The sequence below is a fragment of the Paenibacillus algorifonticola genome (assembly GCF_050481745.1).
Classification (GTDB): domain Bacteria; phylum Bacillota; class Bacilli; order Paenibacillales; family Paenibacillaceae; genus Pristimantibacillus; species Pristimantibacillus algorifonticola_A.
This window is the reverse complement of the sequence record NZ_JBCNGR010000042.1, coordinates 11,839-27,614: the sequence shown is the minus strand read 5'-3', so window position 1 is coordinate 27,614 and position 15,776 is coordinate 11,839. Positions and strand designations below refer to the sequence as shown.

General features: G+C 51.0%; 11 protein-coding genes. 7 read left to right on the top strand and 4 right to left on the bottom strand.

The window, feature by feature from the left end; genetic code table 11:
* Positions 1-92: 92 nt before the first annotated feature.
* Entirely contained in the window at positions 93-851 is a 759-nt protein-coding gene (locus ABEW34_RS28185) for a response regulator transcription factor (protein ID WP_430163967.1), read from the bottom strand.
* 24 nt (positions 852-875) lie between these two features.
* Positions 876-2,819: a sensor histidine kinase gene (locus ABEW34_RS28180; protein WP_430163964.1), complete on the bottom strand. Its 1,944-nt coding sequence runs from the start codon at positions 2,817-2,819 to the stop codon at positions 876-878.
* A 184-nt stretch (positions 2,820-3,003) separates the two neighbouring features.
* On the opposite strand from ABEW34_RS28180, the gene ABEW34_RS28175 reads away from it, so the two are divergent.
* The 5 genes from ABEW34_RS28175 (at position 3,004) to ABEW34_RS28155 (ending at position 8,519) form a co-directional block, all read left to right on the top strand.
* Complete coding sequence (locus ABEW34_RS28175; protein ID WP_430163961.1) at positions 3,004-4,410, top strand: ABC transporter substrate-binding protein; 1,407 nt, start codon at positions 3,004-3,006, stop codon at positions 4,408-4,410.
* A 54-nt stretch (positions 4,411-4,464) separates the two neighbouring features.
* Positions 4,465-5,340: a carbohydrate ABC transporter permease gene (locus ABEW34_RS28170; RefSeq protein WP_099521248.1), complete on the top strand. Its 876-nt coding sequence runs from the start codon at positions 4,465-4,467 to the stop codon at positions 5,338-5,340.
* Complete coding sequence (locus ABEW34_RS28165; protein WP_430163958.1) at positions 5,337-6,158, top strand: carbohydrate ABC transporter permease; 822 nt, start codon at positions 5,337-5,339, stop codon at positions 6,156-6,158. Before ABEW34_RS28170 ends, ABEW34_RS28165 begins: the two co-directional genes overlap by 4 nt.
* A gap of 74 nt (positions 6,159-6,232) precedes the next feature.
* Entirely contained in the window at positions 6,233-7,075 is an 843-nt protein-coding gene (locus ABEW34_RS28160) for an AraC family transcriptional regulator (protein ID WP_430163956.1), read from the top strand.
* A gap of 76 nt (positions 7,076-7,151) precedes the next feature.
* Positions 7,152-8,519 carry an alpha-L-fucosidase gene (locus ABEW34_RS28155; protein WP_430163953.1) on the top strand — a complete coding sequence of 456 codons (1,368 nt, stop codon included), beginning with the start codon at positions 7,152-7,154 and terminating at the stop codon, positions 8,517-8,519.
* 176 nt (positions 8,520-8,695) lie between these two features.
* On the opposite strand, the gene ABEW34_RS28150 is transcribed toward ABEW34_RS28155, so the two are convergent.
* Positions 8,696-9,349 carry a FusB/FusC family EF-G-binding protein gene (locus tag ABEW34_RS28150; RefSeq protein ID WP_430163951.1) on the bottom strand — a complete coding sequence of 218 codons (654 nt, stop codon included), beginning with the start codon at positions 9,347-9,349 and terminating at the stop codon, positions 8,696-8,698.
* Between the two features lie 285 nt (positions 9,350-9,634).
* The gene (locus ABEW34_RS28145; protein WP_430163949.1) at positions 9,635-11,311 is read right to left on the bottom strand and encodes a hypothetical protein; all 1,677 of its coding nucleotides are present in this window, start codon (positions 11,309-11,311) and stop codon (positions 9,635-9,637) included.
* A gap of 310 nt (positions 11,312-11,621) precedes the next feature.
* On the opposite strand from ABEW34_RS28145, the gene ABEW34_RS28140 reads away from it, so the two are divergent.
* Positions 11,622-12,710 (top strand): Gfo/Idh/MocA family protein, encoded by a 1,089-nt coding sequence (locus ABEW34_RS28140; RefSeq protein WP_430163947.1) that lies wholly within the window; start codon positions 11,622-11,624, stop codon positions 12,708-12,710.
* A gap of 139 nt (positions 12,711-12,849) precedes the next feature.
* Positions 12,850-15,399: a glycoside hydrolase family 95 protein gene (locus ABEW34_RS28135; RefSeq protein WP_430163944.1), complete on the top strand. Its 2,550-nt coding sequence runs from the start codon at positions 12,850-12,852 to the stop codon at positions 15,397-15,399.
* Positions 15,400-15,776: the final 377 nt, after the last annotated feature.

The following is a 15,776-nucleotide window of genomic DNA, read 5'->3' as shown; positions in this document are numbered from 1 at the left end:
GCGGATATGCCTAGGCATATTATCGGCTCTGGTTTTTTGGGTTGGAATTCTAAGCATTTATAAGTTTTGCACTTATAAATGGGCTTATATGCTTATTTCTGGAACTCCTTCGGTGTAAAGCCCGTCATTTGCTTGAAGATGCGGCTGAAATAAAATTGGTCGCTATAGCCGACCTGCTCACCGACCTCCTTGACGGAGAGATGGGAGTGATTGCGAAGCAAATATTTCGCTTCGTTGATGCGCAGCGACATCAAGTAGCGGGAAGGGGGCTCATCCGTATGCTTAATAAAAATTTTGCTCAAGTAGGACGGGGTAAAATTGAAGCAGCGGGCAATTTGCTCCAGGCTGAGATCCTCGCTGTAATGCTCGCGCATAAAGCTTTGCACCATTTGCACCAATTCCTCCGTATCCGCTCCGCTTGGCTGAAGGCTTTTCATCTGGGTTTTAAAATCAGTACGTTCCGCCTCAATTAGCGTCTTTACGCGACTGTATACCCGCGAAAGCTCAGTGGTCGCAATCGGCTTCAGCAAATATTCAATGACATTGTACTGAATCGCTTGCCGTGCGTATTCAAAATCAGCGAAGCCGCTCGTAATGATTTTGCGCATGCGCGGATAATAGCGGTGGATAGACTGAATGAGCTCAATGCCATCCATGACAGGCATTCGGATGTCGGTAATGAGCAAATCCGGCTGCTCCCGGTTCACAAACTCGAGCGCCTCTTTGCCATCTTGGGCGGAGCCAACAATTTGAATGGCCTCATCCAAGCCTTCGAGCTTGCGCACCAGCGTACCCCGGATGATATCCTCGTCTTCGGCAACAACGACTTTAATGACGTTTGCTTGAGCCATAAGCGAATGCCCCCCTTTGCCTAGCTATAGTTTGCCGCCGATTCTAATAGCCGCCCCGCCTTCGGGGCGATTGTGAATCTGAAATACAGCTGCATCTCCATAAGTGAGCTTCATTCGAATATAAATGTTCAGCAGCCCCATGCCGCCCAGCTTGAGCACGGGCACGGCATGTGTCTCATCAACCTCGCGAATACGCGCAAATAAATGCGCCAAGCTTTCTTCCGAAAAGCCAGGGCCGTTATCTGCCACCTCCAGCTGCCAGTCCTCGCCTCCGATTTTGCCGGAAATGCGAATTTGCCATGGCGGCTCATGCTGTGTCCCGAACTTCAGCGCATTTTCAACAAGCGGCTGCACGACCAGCTTAGGGATGCGCAGCTCCCGCATGCGCTCATCCACCTCCATAACATAGTGGAGCTTCTGGCCAAAGCGAATCTGGTTAATTTCCAGAAATTTTCCTGTATGCAGCAGTTCATCCTGCAAGCTCACAATGGCTGCGTCGGTTGAGAAATAGCGCAGGAAGTCGGACATGTTTTCGGTCATTGCAACAATTTGCTCGTTCATATTTTCTTCGGCCATCGCATGAATGGTAGCGAGCGTGTTGTACAGGAAATGGGGATTCATCTGCGATTGCAGCGCAATGAGCTTCGCCTGCATTTCCTGCGACTGGGAAAGCAGCAAATCGTCCATTGATTCCTTCAGCCGCGAGCTCATGCGCACAAAGGAAATATGCAGCTGATCAAGCTCATTGAGTCCGCTGCCGAGCGTCTGGGAGGCTACTCTGCCGGTTCCGAGATCCTCCAGCCGCATGCCGCGGATCGAACGGTGGATTTTCAAAATCGGATACGTAATCCGTTTGGATGCCGCATAGGAAAGCATAATCGCAAACAACAAAATGACAAAGGCGACGAGGACAGTCTGCTTGGCGAAGGCGAATACAGGTGCGAGCAGCTTGCTCTCTGGCACGATAATGAGCGTATTCCAGCCCGTCAGCTCAGAGCGGTGCAGCGACAATAGCTCCTTTGCCTGTGTATTTGGATTAATGAATGATAAATAGCTGGCCTTGCCCTGCTTCTGCGAATTGGTTTTGCCTGCCGTCAAGCTGGTGTAAGCCGCGTAGTGCCGCTTATCCGCCTGCAGGGGATAAATGATATCGCCATTGTCATTGTATACGAGCACCTGCGCACCATAAGGATTATCCCCCGTAAAAGCAAGGATGCTGCTAAAAATCCGGTTGTAATATTGCTTCACTTCAACAATGCCAGTTGGATCATTGTAATTGTCATAAAACTGGCGGAACAGCGAGACCGAATATTGCATGTCGCTAGATGAAATATAACGGGACATTTCCTCATCGGGCACGGGCAGCGTGATGATTTTGCCATTTTGCATCGCTATAACCGCTTTAAACCAGGGCTTGGTCGCCGGATTATAGGTACGTTCGCCATTGTCAAAGCCATTGCCATACATTTTGTTTTTAAAATCATACAAATACAGCTGCTCCACCGGGCGCGAAGGGCCGATAGCCGCAGTCAAAATTTCAGCCAGCGCCTTGGCATTTTCAACCGATTGGCTTTTAGAGACGCTCTGAAACGATCCGCTGCCCATGCCGCCGGAAAGGCCTAACTTTTGTTTATCGCTCTCCCTATCGCTCTCCCTATCGGTATCCGTATCATTACCATCTCCCGTCTGTGTTTGATCGAGCATCTCCGAGGTGTAACGCTTGAAATGATTTTTGACCAAATTGGAGTACATCACATTGAGCGAAACATCATTCATTTTTTGAATTTCCGAATCAATATGCTCTTGCATCGAGCGGCCCATGCTGGCAAGCGAATCGGTTGCATTTTGCTTGAGCAGATCAGAGGACCAAAGGCAAAGCCATACGACTAGTACGGTAAACACGATGAAAATAATAAGAGAGTAGGTGGAGAACAGAACAGCTTGAATCGTTTTGAATTTAGTAAGCATCACTACCTCCAGCCGTTCACGCGCACCGTTGTTGCTTTCATTTTGCTGCTAGGGGGGCATTTTGTCAAAGACTTTTTGTAAGCGCTTCATAATTATTTGGCGAGTGGTAAAATAAGTGCATAAAACGCCCCTGTTTTATCCATGGCACTTCAAAAATCAGAAATCTATAATGGGGAAGCAGGAAATGAAAACGCATACAACTGAGCGTTCAACATTAAAGGGGAGCGATATGATGAAAAAATCGATGTGGCTGTTAACGGTTATTGCTTTGGTTGCGATTATAGTTGCGGGCTGTGGGGGCGGCAATACGGGCTCTGGCGGAAATGCATCATCCCCGGCAGGCAGCGCGAACAGCGGCACAGGCAATACGGGAGGGACGAAGCAAAATATTACGCTTACCTACTTGGCCAGCCAAGGCTGGATAAAGGATGCGGAAATGCAGCTCGCCAAAAAATTTGAAGCCGAGACGGGCATTCGAATCGATTATCAAATTGTTCCTTCTGATCAATATTTCAATGTGCTCAAAACAAAGCTGAACGCTGGCGAGGCTACCGACCTGTTTGGCGGACAAAGCGGCAAAAGCGAAATCAGCCTCAACTATAATGTCGAGAAAAATGCCGTTGATTTAAGCGGAGAAGAATGGGTGAAGCGCGAGGATCCGCTTAGCATTGAGCAGTTGACGCTGAACGGCAAAGTTTACGCCCAGACCATTTGGGATACCGGCAGCAGCTTCGTTATAGCGTACAATAAAAAGATTTTTGAAGAGCATGGCCTCACTATTCCAAAAACGTACGAGGAGTTCAAGTCGCTGTCCCAGAAGCTGATGGATGCCGGCATTACACCGCTGTATGAGCCGATTGCTGACGGCTGGCATCATGTCCTTTGGTTCGCCGAGCCGGGACCGCGCTACGATGAAGTAACGCCGGGCTTATACGATGATTTGAACGCGAATAAGAAGAAGTTTGTGGACGATCCGACGATGAAGCTGGCTCTAACACAGTTTAAGGAAATGTATGACCTTGGTTTTATGGGCGACAATGCTTTTTCAGATACAGGGGCGGATTCGGCTGTGAAAATGGCGAGCGGCATATATGCAATGACCCTGGCAGCCCAAAGCATCGTCAACGATATCGAGAAGGCAGACCCTAATGTCAAAGCGGATCAATTCGGTTATTTTGTCATTCCGCTCGCGGACAATCAAATTTATTACATCAATCCAGGCGGCCCAAGCAAATTTATTTATTCCGGCTCGAAGCATATTGAAGAAGCGAAGCAATACCTCGCGTATTTGGCGCAGCCGGAAAACCTGCAGTATATGCTTGACAATGATTCAACGATTTCCAATTTGAACTTCCCAGGGCTGAAAGATAAATACAATGAAGAGCAGAAGAAGCTGATGGCGACGTATACGAAAAAAGGTACGGATATTCAGGATTACGTGAACTATGTCAACCCGCAGTGGATGGATATGGGCAAGGATTTGGTTGCGATGCTGGGCAACGCGATACAGCCGGAGGATGTGCTGAAAAGCATCGACAAGCGCCGTGCCGATATGGCGGTTGTGGCGAAAGATCCGGCATGGGCTAAATAGGAGGCGGATGCCACCGCTATAGACGACAAACGAGTGAGTGGGGATGAATGCTGCATGAGAAATAAAATTTATCCGTTTTACTTTGCTTTGGGCACAGTCGGCGTTTATTTTATCTTTTTCGTCGTACCAGGGCTGATGGGCTTCTATTATTCGCTGACGGATTGGAACAGCTATTCGGATACGATTACCTTCATCGGATTGGACAATTTCAAGACGCTGTTTTCGTCCGGTGAAAATTATGTCAGCTACATTATCAATACGTTGAATTTTACCGCATCGACCGTTATTTTAAAAACGGCTATTGGACTGCTGTTCGCCCTTATTCTGAATGAAGGCATCAAGCTTAAAGGCTTTCATCGGGTGATGATTTTTATGCCTTCCATCGTGCCGATGCTCGTCGTCGGCCTGATCTTTAAATCGATTTTGAATCCGGCGACGGGGCTGCTGAATGAAGCGCTCAGATGGATGGGGCTGGATTTTATGGCGCAAAAATGGCTAGTCGATGCGAACTGGGCGTTCAAATCGATTATCGGCGTCGATACGTGGAAGGGCGCTGGCTACATTATGATTATTTTGCTGGCGGGCTTGCAGTCGATATCGCGAAGCTATTATGAAGCAGCCGAAATCGACGGGGCGAACAGCTGGCATAAATTCAAGTATGTGACGCTCCCGCTGCTCATGCCGGCGCTTGTCGTGACGACGGTGCTGAACTTGCTGCATGGCCTGAAAGTGTTCGAGGCGGTTTACGTTTTGACGAACGGCGGGCCGGGCTATGCAACAGATGTGCTTTATACAGCCATTTTCAAAGAATTTTCGATGGGCCGTTATGGGGTTGGCACCGCGCTGTCCTCGCTGCTCTTTCTATTCATGACGATTGTCGGTTATTTTGTCATCCGCTTGATGGCCAGAGAGGAGGGGCGTGACCAATGACCCCGAAATTCATTCAAAAGCTGGCGCGCAACGGCATCGCTTGGCTGCTCAGCCTGTTTACTTTTCTACCGCTGTATTTGATCATTGTCAACTCGCTGAAAGATCAGATGGGGGCAAGCTCCATGAGCATTGCGCTGCCCAAGCAGCTGATTTGGAGCAATTACGCCATCGTTGTGGAGCAGGGCAAGCTGCTGCAATCTTTTTTGAACAGCCTGCTGTATGCGGTCGGTTCAACGGTGCTGGGCATCGCGCTCGCTGCGATTGCCGCTTATATTTTTGCCCGCAATCAGTCGCGGTTTAACCGGTTTATGTACTTCTTCGTAATTTTGGGCATTGCGATGCCGATTAATTTTGTGACATTGACGAAGGTGATGCAGTTCACCCATTTGATTAATACGCAGCTCGGCATGGTCATTTTGCTTGCCGTTATGTCAATTCCTTTCAGTGTCTTTCTTATTTATGGCTTCGTTGGCTCGGTGCCAAGGGAGCTGGATGAAGCGGGCATTGTAGATGGCTGCTCGCCGATGCGCCTGTTTTATTCCATCGTAGCTCCGCTGCTGACGCCCGTTATTGTTACGGTCGGCATCTTGAATTTTATGGGCGCGTGGAATGATTTTGTACTGCCGCTCTATTATTTGAATGACTCGAATATGTGGCCGATGACGCTTGCCGTTTATAATTTCTTTGGCCGTTTTTCGGTGAATTGGAACCTCGTTTCCGCTGATATTGTGCTGACAACATTGCCCGTCATCATCATCTATTTGCTCGGTCAAAAATATATCATTTCCGGCATGACCTCCGGCTCGGTAAAAGGCTGATATAAGCTGTGCCATGGCTCGGTTGACAGCTAGAGGAGGCAAGCAGGCTATGAGAGGCTGTAGGAGGGGGAGCTATGTTTTTCCATGATCTGAAGCTGGAAAGGGAGCTGAAAATCGAGCACCGCATCGATAGTGTCGTAAAGCATGAGCTGCATATGCATGATTTTCTCGAAATTAATGTGCTCCTGCACAATAAGTCCCGCTTTCAGCTCTTGGATCGGGAATACACCGGAGATGCCGGGGACGTGTTTCTGTTTCGGCCTTATGCCCCGCACTATAATTTGGCGAAGGAGGCAGACAAGCCGATTGAATGGATTATGGTGCTGTTCTCGCCATCCATCGTCCGAATGATTCCAAATGGCTATCGTCTGCTGTATCCATTCTATACCGATGGAGCTTGCCCGCTTATTCCGGCCAGCTCTGCCTATGCCAAGGGCATTCAGGCTGCTGCCAAGGCCGCCTATGAGGAGCAGGTGAGGAAGGAGCCGGGCTGGGAGGCCGCGCAATTGATGCGGTTTATCGATATTTTGGTTCATGTGTTTCGCTATGCGGTCGCCTGCTCGACTGGGGAAGGCGAGCGGGCAGAGGTGGACGAAGGCGTCGTGTCGGCAGTGGAGCATATTTTGCGCCACATTACCGAGGACATTGATGTCCGGGATTTAATTGAATTGTATGGCCGGGGGAAAACGTATTTTTATACTCATTTCAAGCAGGCGGTCGGCGTCACGCCTAATCAATTTATTCATCGGCTGCGGCTGCAAATTGCGATGCATCTGCTGAGGACGACGAGCAAGTCGATTACGGACATTGCCTTTGAGTGCGGCTACAATTCCATTCATTACTTCAACAAGCATTTCAAGCAATACAGCGAGGTTTCACCGCGGGAATTTCGCAGAGTGGCGAAGCAGGCGATGTAGCGGCTAGATAAAAGTAGAAACAGCTAGCAGGGATTGCGTACAAGGCATATAAGTTGCTAAGGGAGGAGTATAAGTAATGGCGAAGGGAACTGAGAACAAGGGAACTGAGGACATAGAAGGAATACAAGCAAGCGGGGGTGTGCCTTCACAATTGGAGCTTGACAGCGCACAGCGCGCAAAGTGGTTCACCCATGACCGATTCGGCATGTATATCCACTGGGGGCTGTATTCGCTTGGCGCTAGGCATGAGTGGATGCAGTCCAGAGAGTTTCTCAGCAATGAGCAATATGAAAAATATTTCAAGCATTTTGATCCGGATTTATATGATCCGCAGCTATGGGCTGATCTTGCCGCGGAAGCGGGCATGAAATATATGGTCGTCACCGCCAAGCATCATGAAGGCTTCTGCCTGTGGGACTCGAAGCTGACGGCCTATAATGCGGTGAATAGTCCAGCCAAGCGGGATTTGCTGCGGCCGATGCTGGACGCTTTTCGCGAGCGCGATATTCGCACGGGCTTGTATTATTCGCTGCTCGACTGGCATCATCCGCATTATACGGTCGATGTGAAGCATCCGCTGCGCTACAATGAAGCGTTTCTGGAGCAAAGCAAGGAGCGGGATTTTGCCAAATATGTAGAGTTTCTGTTCGGCCAGACGAGGGAGCTGCTCAGCGAATATGGCAAGGTTGATGTGCTGTTCTACGATTTCTCCATTGCCGCCGAAGCGGGCTTTGAGGGCAAAGGCAAGGAGGCATGGCAAAGCGAGCGGCTAGTCCGCATGATTCGTGAGCTGCAGCCGAATATTATGCTCAATGACCGCCTGCAAATAGCGGGGGATATTACGACGCCGGAGCAATATCAGCCGCGGGAGTGGATTAAAGTGAATGGGCAGCGTGTCGTCTGGGAAGCATGCCATACGTTCAGCGGCTCATGGGGCTATTACCGCGACGAGGAATCGTGGAAAAGCATCGATATGCTCGTACAAATGATGATTGATACGGTAAGCAAAGGCGGCAATTTGCTGCTGAATGTCGGGCCGACAGGGCGAGGCGAATTCGATGAACGCGCGGTAGACCGCTTGAAGGGAATTGGCGCCTGGATGCGGCGGCACAACCGTTCTATCTATGGCTGTACGGCAGCACCGGAGGAATATGCTTGTCCGCAGGATTGCCGTTTTACGTATAACCCTGCAACGAATCGGCTGTACTTGCATCTTTTCAGCTGGCCATTCAAGCATTTGCACCTATACGGCTTCTCAGGCAAAATCGTCTATGCCCAGCTGCTCCATGATGCTTCGGAAATCCGGATGGTCCAGGGCGAGCAGGAAATGACGATGGAGGCAGGCGCCTTTAACGAAGGGCGGGCTGCCGATACGCTTACATTGGAGCTGCCAGTGAAAAAACCGAGCGTCACCGTTCCGGTCATTGAACTGTTTTTAAAATAATCACATCGGCCGCTGGCAGGATGCCTGCATAGGTATTCACCGTCAGCGGCTTTTACGATTCCGCTTTCAAACAAAAAACGCATACCGATTGCGTATCGGTATGCGCTTTGAAGCCGTTATATGGGCGGACACTGTCTGCTGTGTTCATGTCAAACAGCGCAGCACCATTTCGCTACTTACCCAATTACCGCCTCAATAAATTTTTCAAGTGCGGTCGTATCGGTAATATTGTTGTTGCAGTCATGGCTTTTGGCGCACATGTAGTTTCCGACAGCTTTGTAGTAGTCGGGGGATGCGCCCGCTGGCCTTTTTTTCGTTATGGCTGAAAATAAAGCAAGCTCCTCAAACCGATTGCACACAAAGCAATAGTTTTTCTTGTTCGTCGGGTTGTAGCGTCCTTCGACGCCAACGAACTGACCATTTACCGGATAAACGATAAACAGCTTGTTGCTCGCGATATCGATCCAGCTTAAATAAGTGACATAGCGATAGTCGATAGCGGCTAGATCGGGCAGCTTGAGCTTTTTATTTTTCGGAAAAAGCTTCTGGATTTGCTTGGGCGTAATGGCCGGAAACTCGGTTAAATAGCCTTCCAATTCCCGCAAATACTTGGCAAAATCCTCTTTCGTCCGCAGCGCCGAGATGGCTTCAAGCATTTGCTTCTGCTCGGCTGCTGCGTCCGGGAACATTTCCATAATTTTAGATTCGGTCGTATATTTAACGGACTCCAAAATTTTCAGATCTGCAACTGTGCCAAGCGCATGCTGCAAAATGCCGGCTTGTTTTTTAATCACATTATATTGATGGTTTCTAATAAATGGTTTACTCATTTAGGTTCAGCCCCTTATTTGTTTTGATCATGCAGAAAATAAGGTGCAAAGCCAAGTATTAGAAACGACATAAGCGTGGCTAGGCGATAACGTATCCGTTATGAGTGCGCCCATGCAAAGTATCGCTTCCAAAACCAGCTCTGCAGTGGGCTGTGCCAATCCGGCAATCTCTAATTGCCATCCATACCGACCTCCTTTTCATTGAATTACCGTTTATTATAGTCAAAATAGCCCCGCTTCTCAATAGCAAATCCCATCCACAGCATGCTTTCAAGCTGCTTTGCGCTACCCATTAAGCTCGAAATCCAGTGTAAATCCGCCTTGATCCCCTTTGTGAAAATGAACCTCCTTATTCCCGAACCGCTGAACCCAGCAATCGGGCCGTCCGAGAAACGGGCGGGCAAGCTCCGCCGTCTCCTCGCTGAGAAAGTCAGTCGTCGGCAGCCAGACGCCACCGCCGGGGAAGGTGCAGCGCTGCTTCCACCCTTCGGGCAGCAGCCACTGCGCAACAATGACGACTGCGCCTGCGAGCTCGGCGCGCCGCCTCATGGCGCGAAGCGTGCCGGAGGACAGCGAGCTTCCGGCCGCGATAATGAGCTTGGCGCCGGCAAGCTGCGGCTCGGCCGCGAATTCATCGTAAACGAGCACATTGTTGAGCGGGAAAAATAGTGGATGAACCGAAGCGGCTCCATCCATATTTGCAGCGGCTTCTGCTAGCGGAAGCAGCGCTCCCTCCCATAGCGGGAAGTGCTCTTCAGCGATAGCAGCCTTCAAGCGATGGCGCGGGAACGAATAGCCGGGAATGTGCATACAGCTGCCATGGGCCGGAATGGTGCGGTGGCTGAGTAAATGCCAAACGTGAAAAATGCTCTGGCTTTCCTGCGGCATGGCAGCAGCCAAGCTGCCGAAGGGACGCTCATTTTGACCGTAGTTGCTGTCGTCGGAGTGGATGAAGGCAATGTCGGCGCTGGCATCCAAGTGGCTGTAGGACAGCGGGTGGGCAGGGACAAAATCCTGCCTGAACTGCTGCCAGACGTCTCCAAACGCAGTTTGCTGAAAGCTGCACCCGTCAAATTGCATCAGCGCATCAACATTTTCAACAAATAAATGGGTAGGACTCATAAAATAGCCCATTTGGAGCGCGGAGGCGAACTCCTCTGGCGAGTGGCCGGGAAAGCCCGGCGTGCGGATCGGCCATTTGCCGGCATCCGGTCCCCATAAATCGGCGCACAGCCATAACGGGCGATTATATTGCTTGGCTGCACCTAGTGCCGTGGCGAGCTGGAGCGATTGAAACGACTCCTTCATTATTTTGGGGCAAAGGGCCATTCCTCCCCTCGCCTGAGCGTGGAACAACACGGGAAATACCTGCTCGGAAACGAGGGGTACATTATAAGTGCCAGGTGAGGGGCTTTTCACTTGTACCTCGCTCACAATAGAGCGGACATGGGCATCGCGCTTCCCAACCGCGGCGGTCAAGGCTTCCCGTAAAACAGCGACATTTTCCTGCTCCCCTGCTGGGCTGCTCCAATGCGGGAACCAGCCATCCTTGCGATACTGCGCCGCATTGATCTGCAAATGCTCAGGCTCATCGTAGAGCAGCCCAATGAGCAGTCCGCTTGCCGCTGCCAGCCGGATTTGGTCGTCTGTAATGTCGTAGCGGTTCGTTCCCTCTTCCCACGGACCGTTAATGTTGCCATATTCATTGCCGAGGCAAAGCTCCATTCCATAGGCAATCATGTCAGCGAGCAGCTCCTGCTGGCCCTCAAGGCCGGGAAACACATGATGCACGTAAAAATCAGCCTGCAGCTGCTTAAGCTGCTCCATAAAAGCCTGCCTTCCTGGCGGAGGGTCCTGTGAAGGATAGATTTGTCCTGTTCCCGTGCGCATATAAAGCTCTGAAGCCGTCTGCGCCCAAGGGTCCTGCCAGCCGATGACCGTTCCTTGCATGCCGAATTTCATGAGCCCAATTCTCCTTTGCTTGGATGTCGGAATTTTTGCTGGCTCCATTTTAACATGGCGGAGGAAACGCATTCTTTGCTAAAAAGGCAGGCTGGTTTGCAATCTTGTTCATAAAGCGTAGGAAGGGGGATGGCCCAGGCTGGAGGGAGGCGGAAGAAGGATTTTTGAACAAAATCGCAAATAAACGTCCTTGTCCAGACAAGTAAGCTGCAAGGCGCTTCGCTATACTTGAGAAGAAGCGGGAGCTGCAGCGTACACGCCATCAGCAGCCTTTTACCATTTTACAAAAAGCAAAGGATGCGTGAATGAGATGACTAAACAGCGTTATCGGTTAGGTGTAATTGGGCTTGGGGAAGGACGCAGCATTATGTCGGCGGCGCTGGCGAGCGAGCGGTATGAGCTGGTGGCGGTATGTGATTTAAATATGGAGCTTTGCCAGCAGCGGGCGAAGGAATTCGGCTTTCAAGGCTGGACAACCAAATATAGCGATTTATTGGAAAATCCCTTAATTGACGTCATTGCGATTTATACGCCGGACCAGCTGCATTTGACGCATATCCGCCAAGCATTGGAGGCGGGGAAGCATGTCATTTGCACGAAGCCGCTGCTTCCTTCCTTGGAGGGCGCGCAGGAGCTGCTGGCCATCATGAAAGGGACAAACAAGCGTTTATTTGTAGGGCAAAGCTCGCGGTTTTTCGAGCCGATGCTTCATCAGCGCAGCGATTTCGAGCAGGAGCGGCATGGCGCACTTCAAATGGTGGAGGCGCAATATATAACCGACGGACGCTGGTTTCTTGAAAAAGATTGGAGCCGTCAAAAAGGCTTTAGCTGGATGTACGGCTTTATGATCCACGCTGTTGATCTCGTTCGCTGGTATTTGCCCGGCGTAACGGAGGTTGTGGGTTTCGGCCGCAGCATAGATGCTAGCGGCGAAAGCGTCAACGGCACCGTCGACACTTGGGATTCGATGCGTTTTCTGCTGCGGGATGGGCAAGGGCGAATGGCGCAAATTTCCGGTAATTATACAATGCCAACTCTAGGGCAGGCGGTCGAACCATCTATAAGCTGCGTGCTGCGCGGTACGAATGGCATTTCGCGTGCGGAATACCCGAATTTAAGCTACCATACGCATTTTGCTGAGCAGGGCACAGCCTCTTATTCTTTTGAAGATAAGCATGACTACTATTTCCGCTTTGAAGGCAAAAGCCATCATGCAGGCGAGTACCAAAACTATATTGAATATTTTGCGGATAGTTTAGACAGCGGCGAGCTTCCGCTTCCGGATGCTTCAGAGGCGATACACACGCTTGCCCTGATGGCAGCAATGGAACGCAGCGCAAGCGGCGGCGGTCAGCTTGTACGCATTCAGGATATAAAGGATGAATACGGTATTGTTTAGCAAGCTTTCAGGCTTCATATTGGGGGCCAGATACAGCTGGGAAATTAGAAAAGCAGAAAAAAAGAAAAGCATAAAAGCAGGTAGAGGCAGAGGCAGAGGCGGGAAAGAAATCGGAAAAAACAGCATGGGAGGTTGCAGCATGAAGCTGACGTATGACAAGTCGGCAAGCATTTGGACGGAGGCGCTTCCCGTCGGAAACGGTCGGCTTGGCGGGATGGTTTTTGGCGGCGTTGAAGCGGAACGCATTCAGCTGAATGAGGATACGCTTTGGTCGGGAAGTCCGCAGGATTGGAATAATCCGTTAGCGTTGGGGGCTTGGGCGGACATACGCCGCTGCATCAAAGAGGGCGATTACGAGGAGGCTGAGCGAATAAGCAAAGCTTCGACAATGGGGCCTTATACGCAAAGCTATATGCCGTTAGGCGATGTTCAGCTTCGCTTTTATCACGGGCAATTGACGGAAGAATATAGGCGCGAGCTGGATATGGCAAACGGCATTGCGAGAACGGTATATCGAATTGGCAAAGTTGTTTATACACGGGAAGTATTCGCTTCGCATCCCGATCAGGTAATCGTCATCCATCTGACCGCAAGCGAGCCCGGGAAGCTGAGCTTAAAGGCAAGTCTCAGCAGTCCGCTGCGCAGCCGCACCGCTCCTGTACGTGACGGTTTGCTGCTTACCGGTTATTGTCCGGAGCAGGTTTATCCGAATTATTATGAGACGGATGAGCCGATTAGATATGGGCAGCCGGATACGACGAGGGCTATGCGTTTTGCGGCGCTCCTAGGCATTCGGGTCACTGGGGGCTCGTGGTCGGCGGATGCAGATGGGCTTCATGTGGAAGGGGCGACAACGGCGACGCTGTATGTCTCAGCGGCAACCAGTTTTAATGGCTATGACCGCTGCCCAGGGACAGAGGGCAAAGATGCTGAGCTGACGGCGGGCACCTATTTGACAACGGCTGTGGAGAAGCCATTCGAAACGCTGCTCCGTGCGCATGGTGACGATCATCGCACGTTATTTGGCAGAGTTGCTTTTCAGCTAGAAGGCTCCAGCTTGCCCGAAAACTTTCCGACGGATCAAAGAATCGCCGAATATGGCGCAACTGACCCCCATCTCGTAGAGCTGCTGTTTCATTACGGACGTTATTTAATGATCGCAGGCTCCAGATCAGGGACGCAGCCGACGAATTTGCAAGGCATATGGAATCAGGATGCCCGGCCGATCTGGAGCAGCAATTATACGCTCAATATTAATACGCAAATGAATTATTGGCCTGCGGAGCTGTGCCATTTGGCCGAATGCCATGAGCCGCTGCTGGACTTTATTGCCGATTTGTCCGTAACGGGACAGGCAACCGCAGCGGTTAATTATGGCTCTCGGGGCTGGACCGCCCATCATAATTCGGATATTTGGCGGCAATCCGCGCCTCCAGGCGATTACGGGCATGGCAATCCGCTCTGGGCGAACTGGCCGATGAGTGCCGCTTGGCTCTGCCAGCATTTATGGGAGCATTACCTTTTTGGCGGGGATATCGACTTCTTAGCACAGCGAGCTTTTCCGGTTATGAAGGGTGCGGCCCAGTTTTATTTGGATTGGCTGGTCGAAAACGAGCAGGGCATGCTCGTCACTTCCCCCTCCACCTCGCCGGAGCACCGCTTCCGGCTGGAGGACGGACGAACGCCAGCGCTGAGTGTTGCTTCAACGATGGATATGAGCCTCATTCGCGAGCTGTTTGAGCATTGTTTGGCGGCCCATGAGCAATTATGTGCTTCTGGGGCAGTCCAAAGGGCAAGCTGCTTTGAATCGGAACAGGGACTGGAGCCCGAATCGGTAGAGGATTCGGAACTGGAACCGAGACTGGAACAGGGACTGGAGCAGGAACAGGAACCGAAACCGGAACCGGATCTGAAATGGAATTTGGAATCGGTAAAGGAACGGCTTTTTTTGCAGCAATTGGAGGCTGCTCTGCCTAAGCTGTTGCCGGCAAGCATTGGCAAGCATGGCCAACTGCAAGAGTGGTCCCAGGACTACGAGGACGAGGATCGTTTCCATCGTCACGTATCGAATCTTTATGCAGTCTATCCGGGCGATGGCTGGACAGCGGAAAGCACGCCGGAGCTTTATGAAGCCGCCCGCATCGCCTTGGATCGGCGGGGCGACGGGGGAACAGGCTGGAGCCTCGGCTGGAAGGTCAATCTATGGGCAAGGTTCGGAGAGGGCAATCGGGCGTATGCGTTAATTAAGCGGATGCTCACGCTCATCCCGGATGATGGAGTAATGGATTTTGAGCGGGGCGGCGTTTATGCGAATTTGTTCGATGCGCATCCGCCCTTTCAGATTGACGGCAACTTTGGCGTAACAGCTGGAATGGCCGAGCTGCTCGTGCAGTCGCATGCGGGCAGGCTGCAGCTGCTGCCCGCACTGCCGGACGCTTGGTCAACCGGCAGAGTCAGCGGCCTCCGCGCCCGCGGCGGCTTCGAGGTCGCCATCGCCTGGCGTGATGGCAGGCTGCAAGCGGCAGAGCTGCTTGCCCACCGCAGCGGCCCATGTGTGCTGTATGCCGGGGTTGCGCTGCGGATTGAGCCGCAGGGCGAAGAGGGCATGCCGGAGGTGGAGGAGCGTACGCCGCTGCATTATTATTTTCAGGCTGAGCAGGGGAACATGTATCGAATTCATCTTGAATAAGTGGATACTCCTTCCTTTTTTGAAGGACACAGATTCCGCTAATCTGGCTTTTGCTCCAATTTCAGACCGTACGCGGACAGGAAAGCCGCTATTGTCCTCATTATTTTAAGTAGCTGGCGCGCTTACGTTTGCATACATGCACTAGCACAAATGCACTAGCACAAATGCACTAGCACACATGCAATACCCATATACGCCCTAGCAAAGACGTACGCAGCGGACCGCTGTGTGCGTCTTTTTTTATAGAAAAACATGATATAAGCTGCAGGTACAGCCAATCCTATCTATTTTCCAGTAGCCGTGCAGGGACAATATATATTCGTGCAAAAAAAATGAATTTTTATTCTTTAATTCGTATAATGATTCATATATTCAGA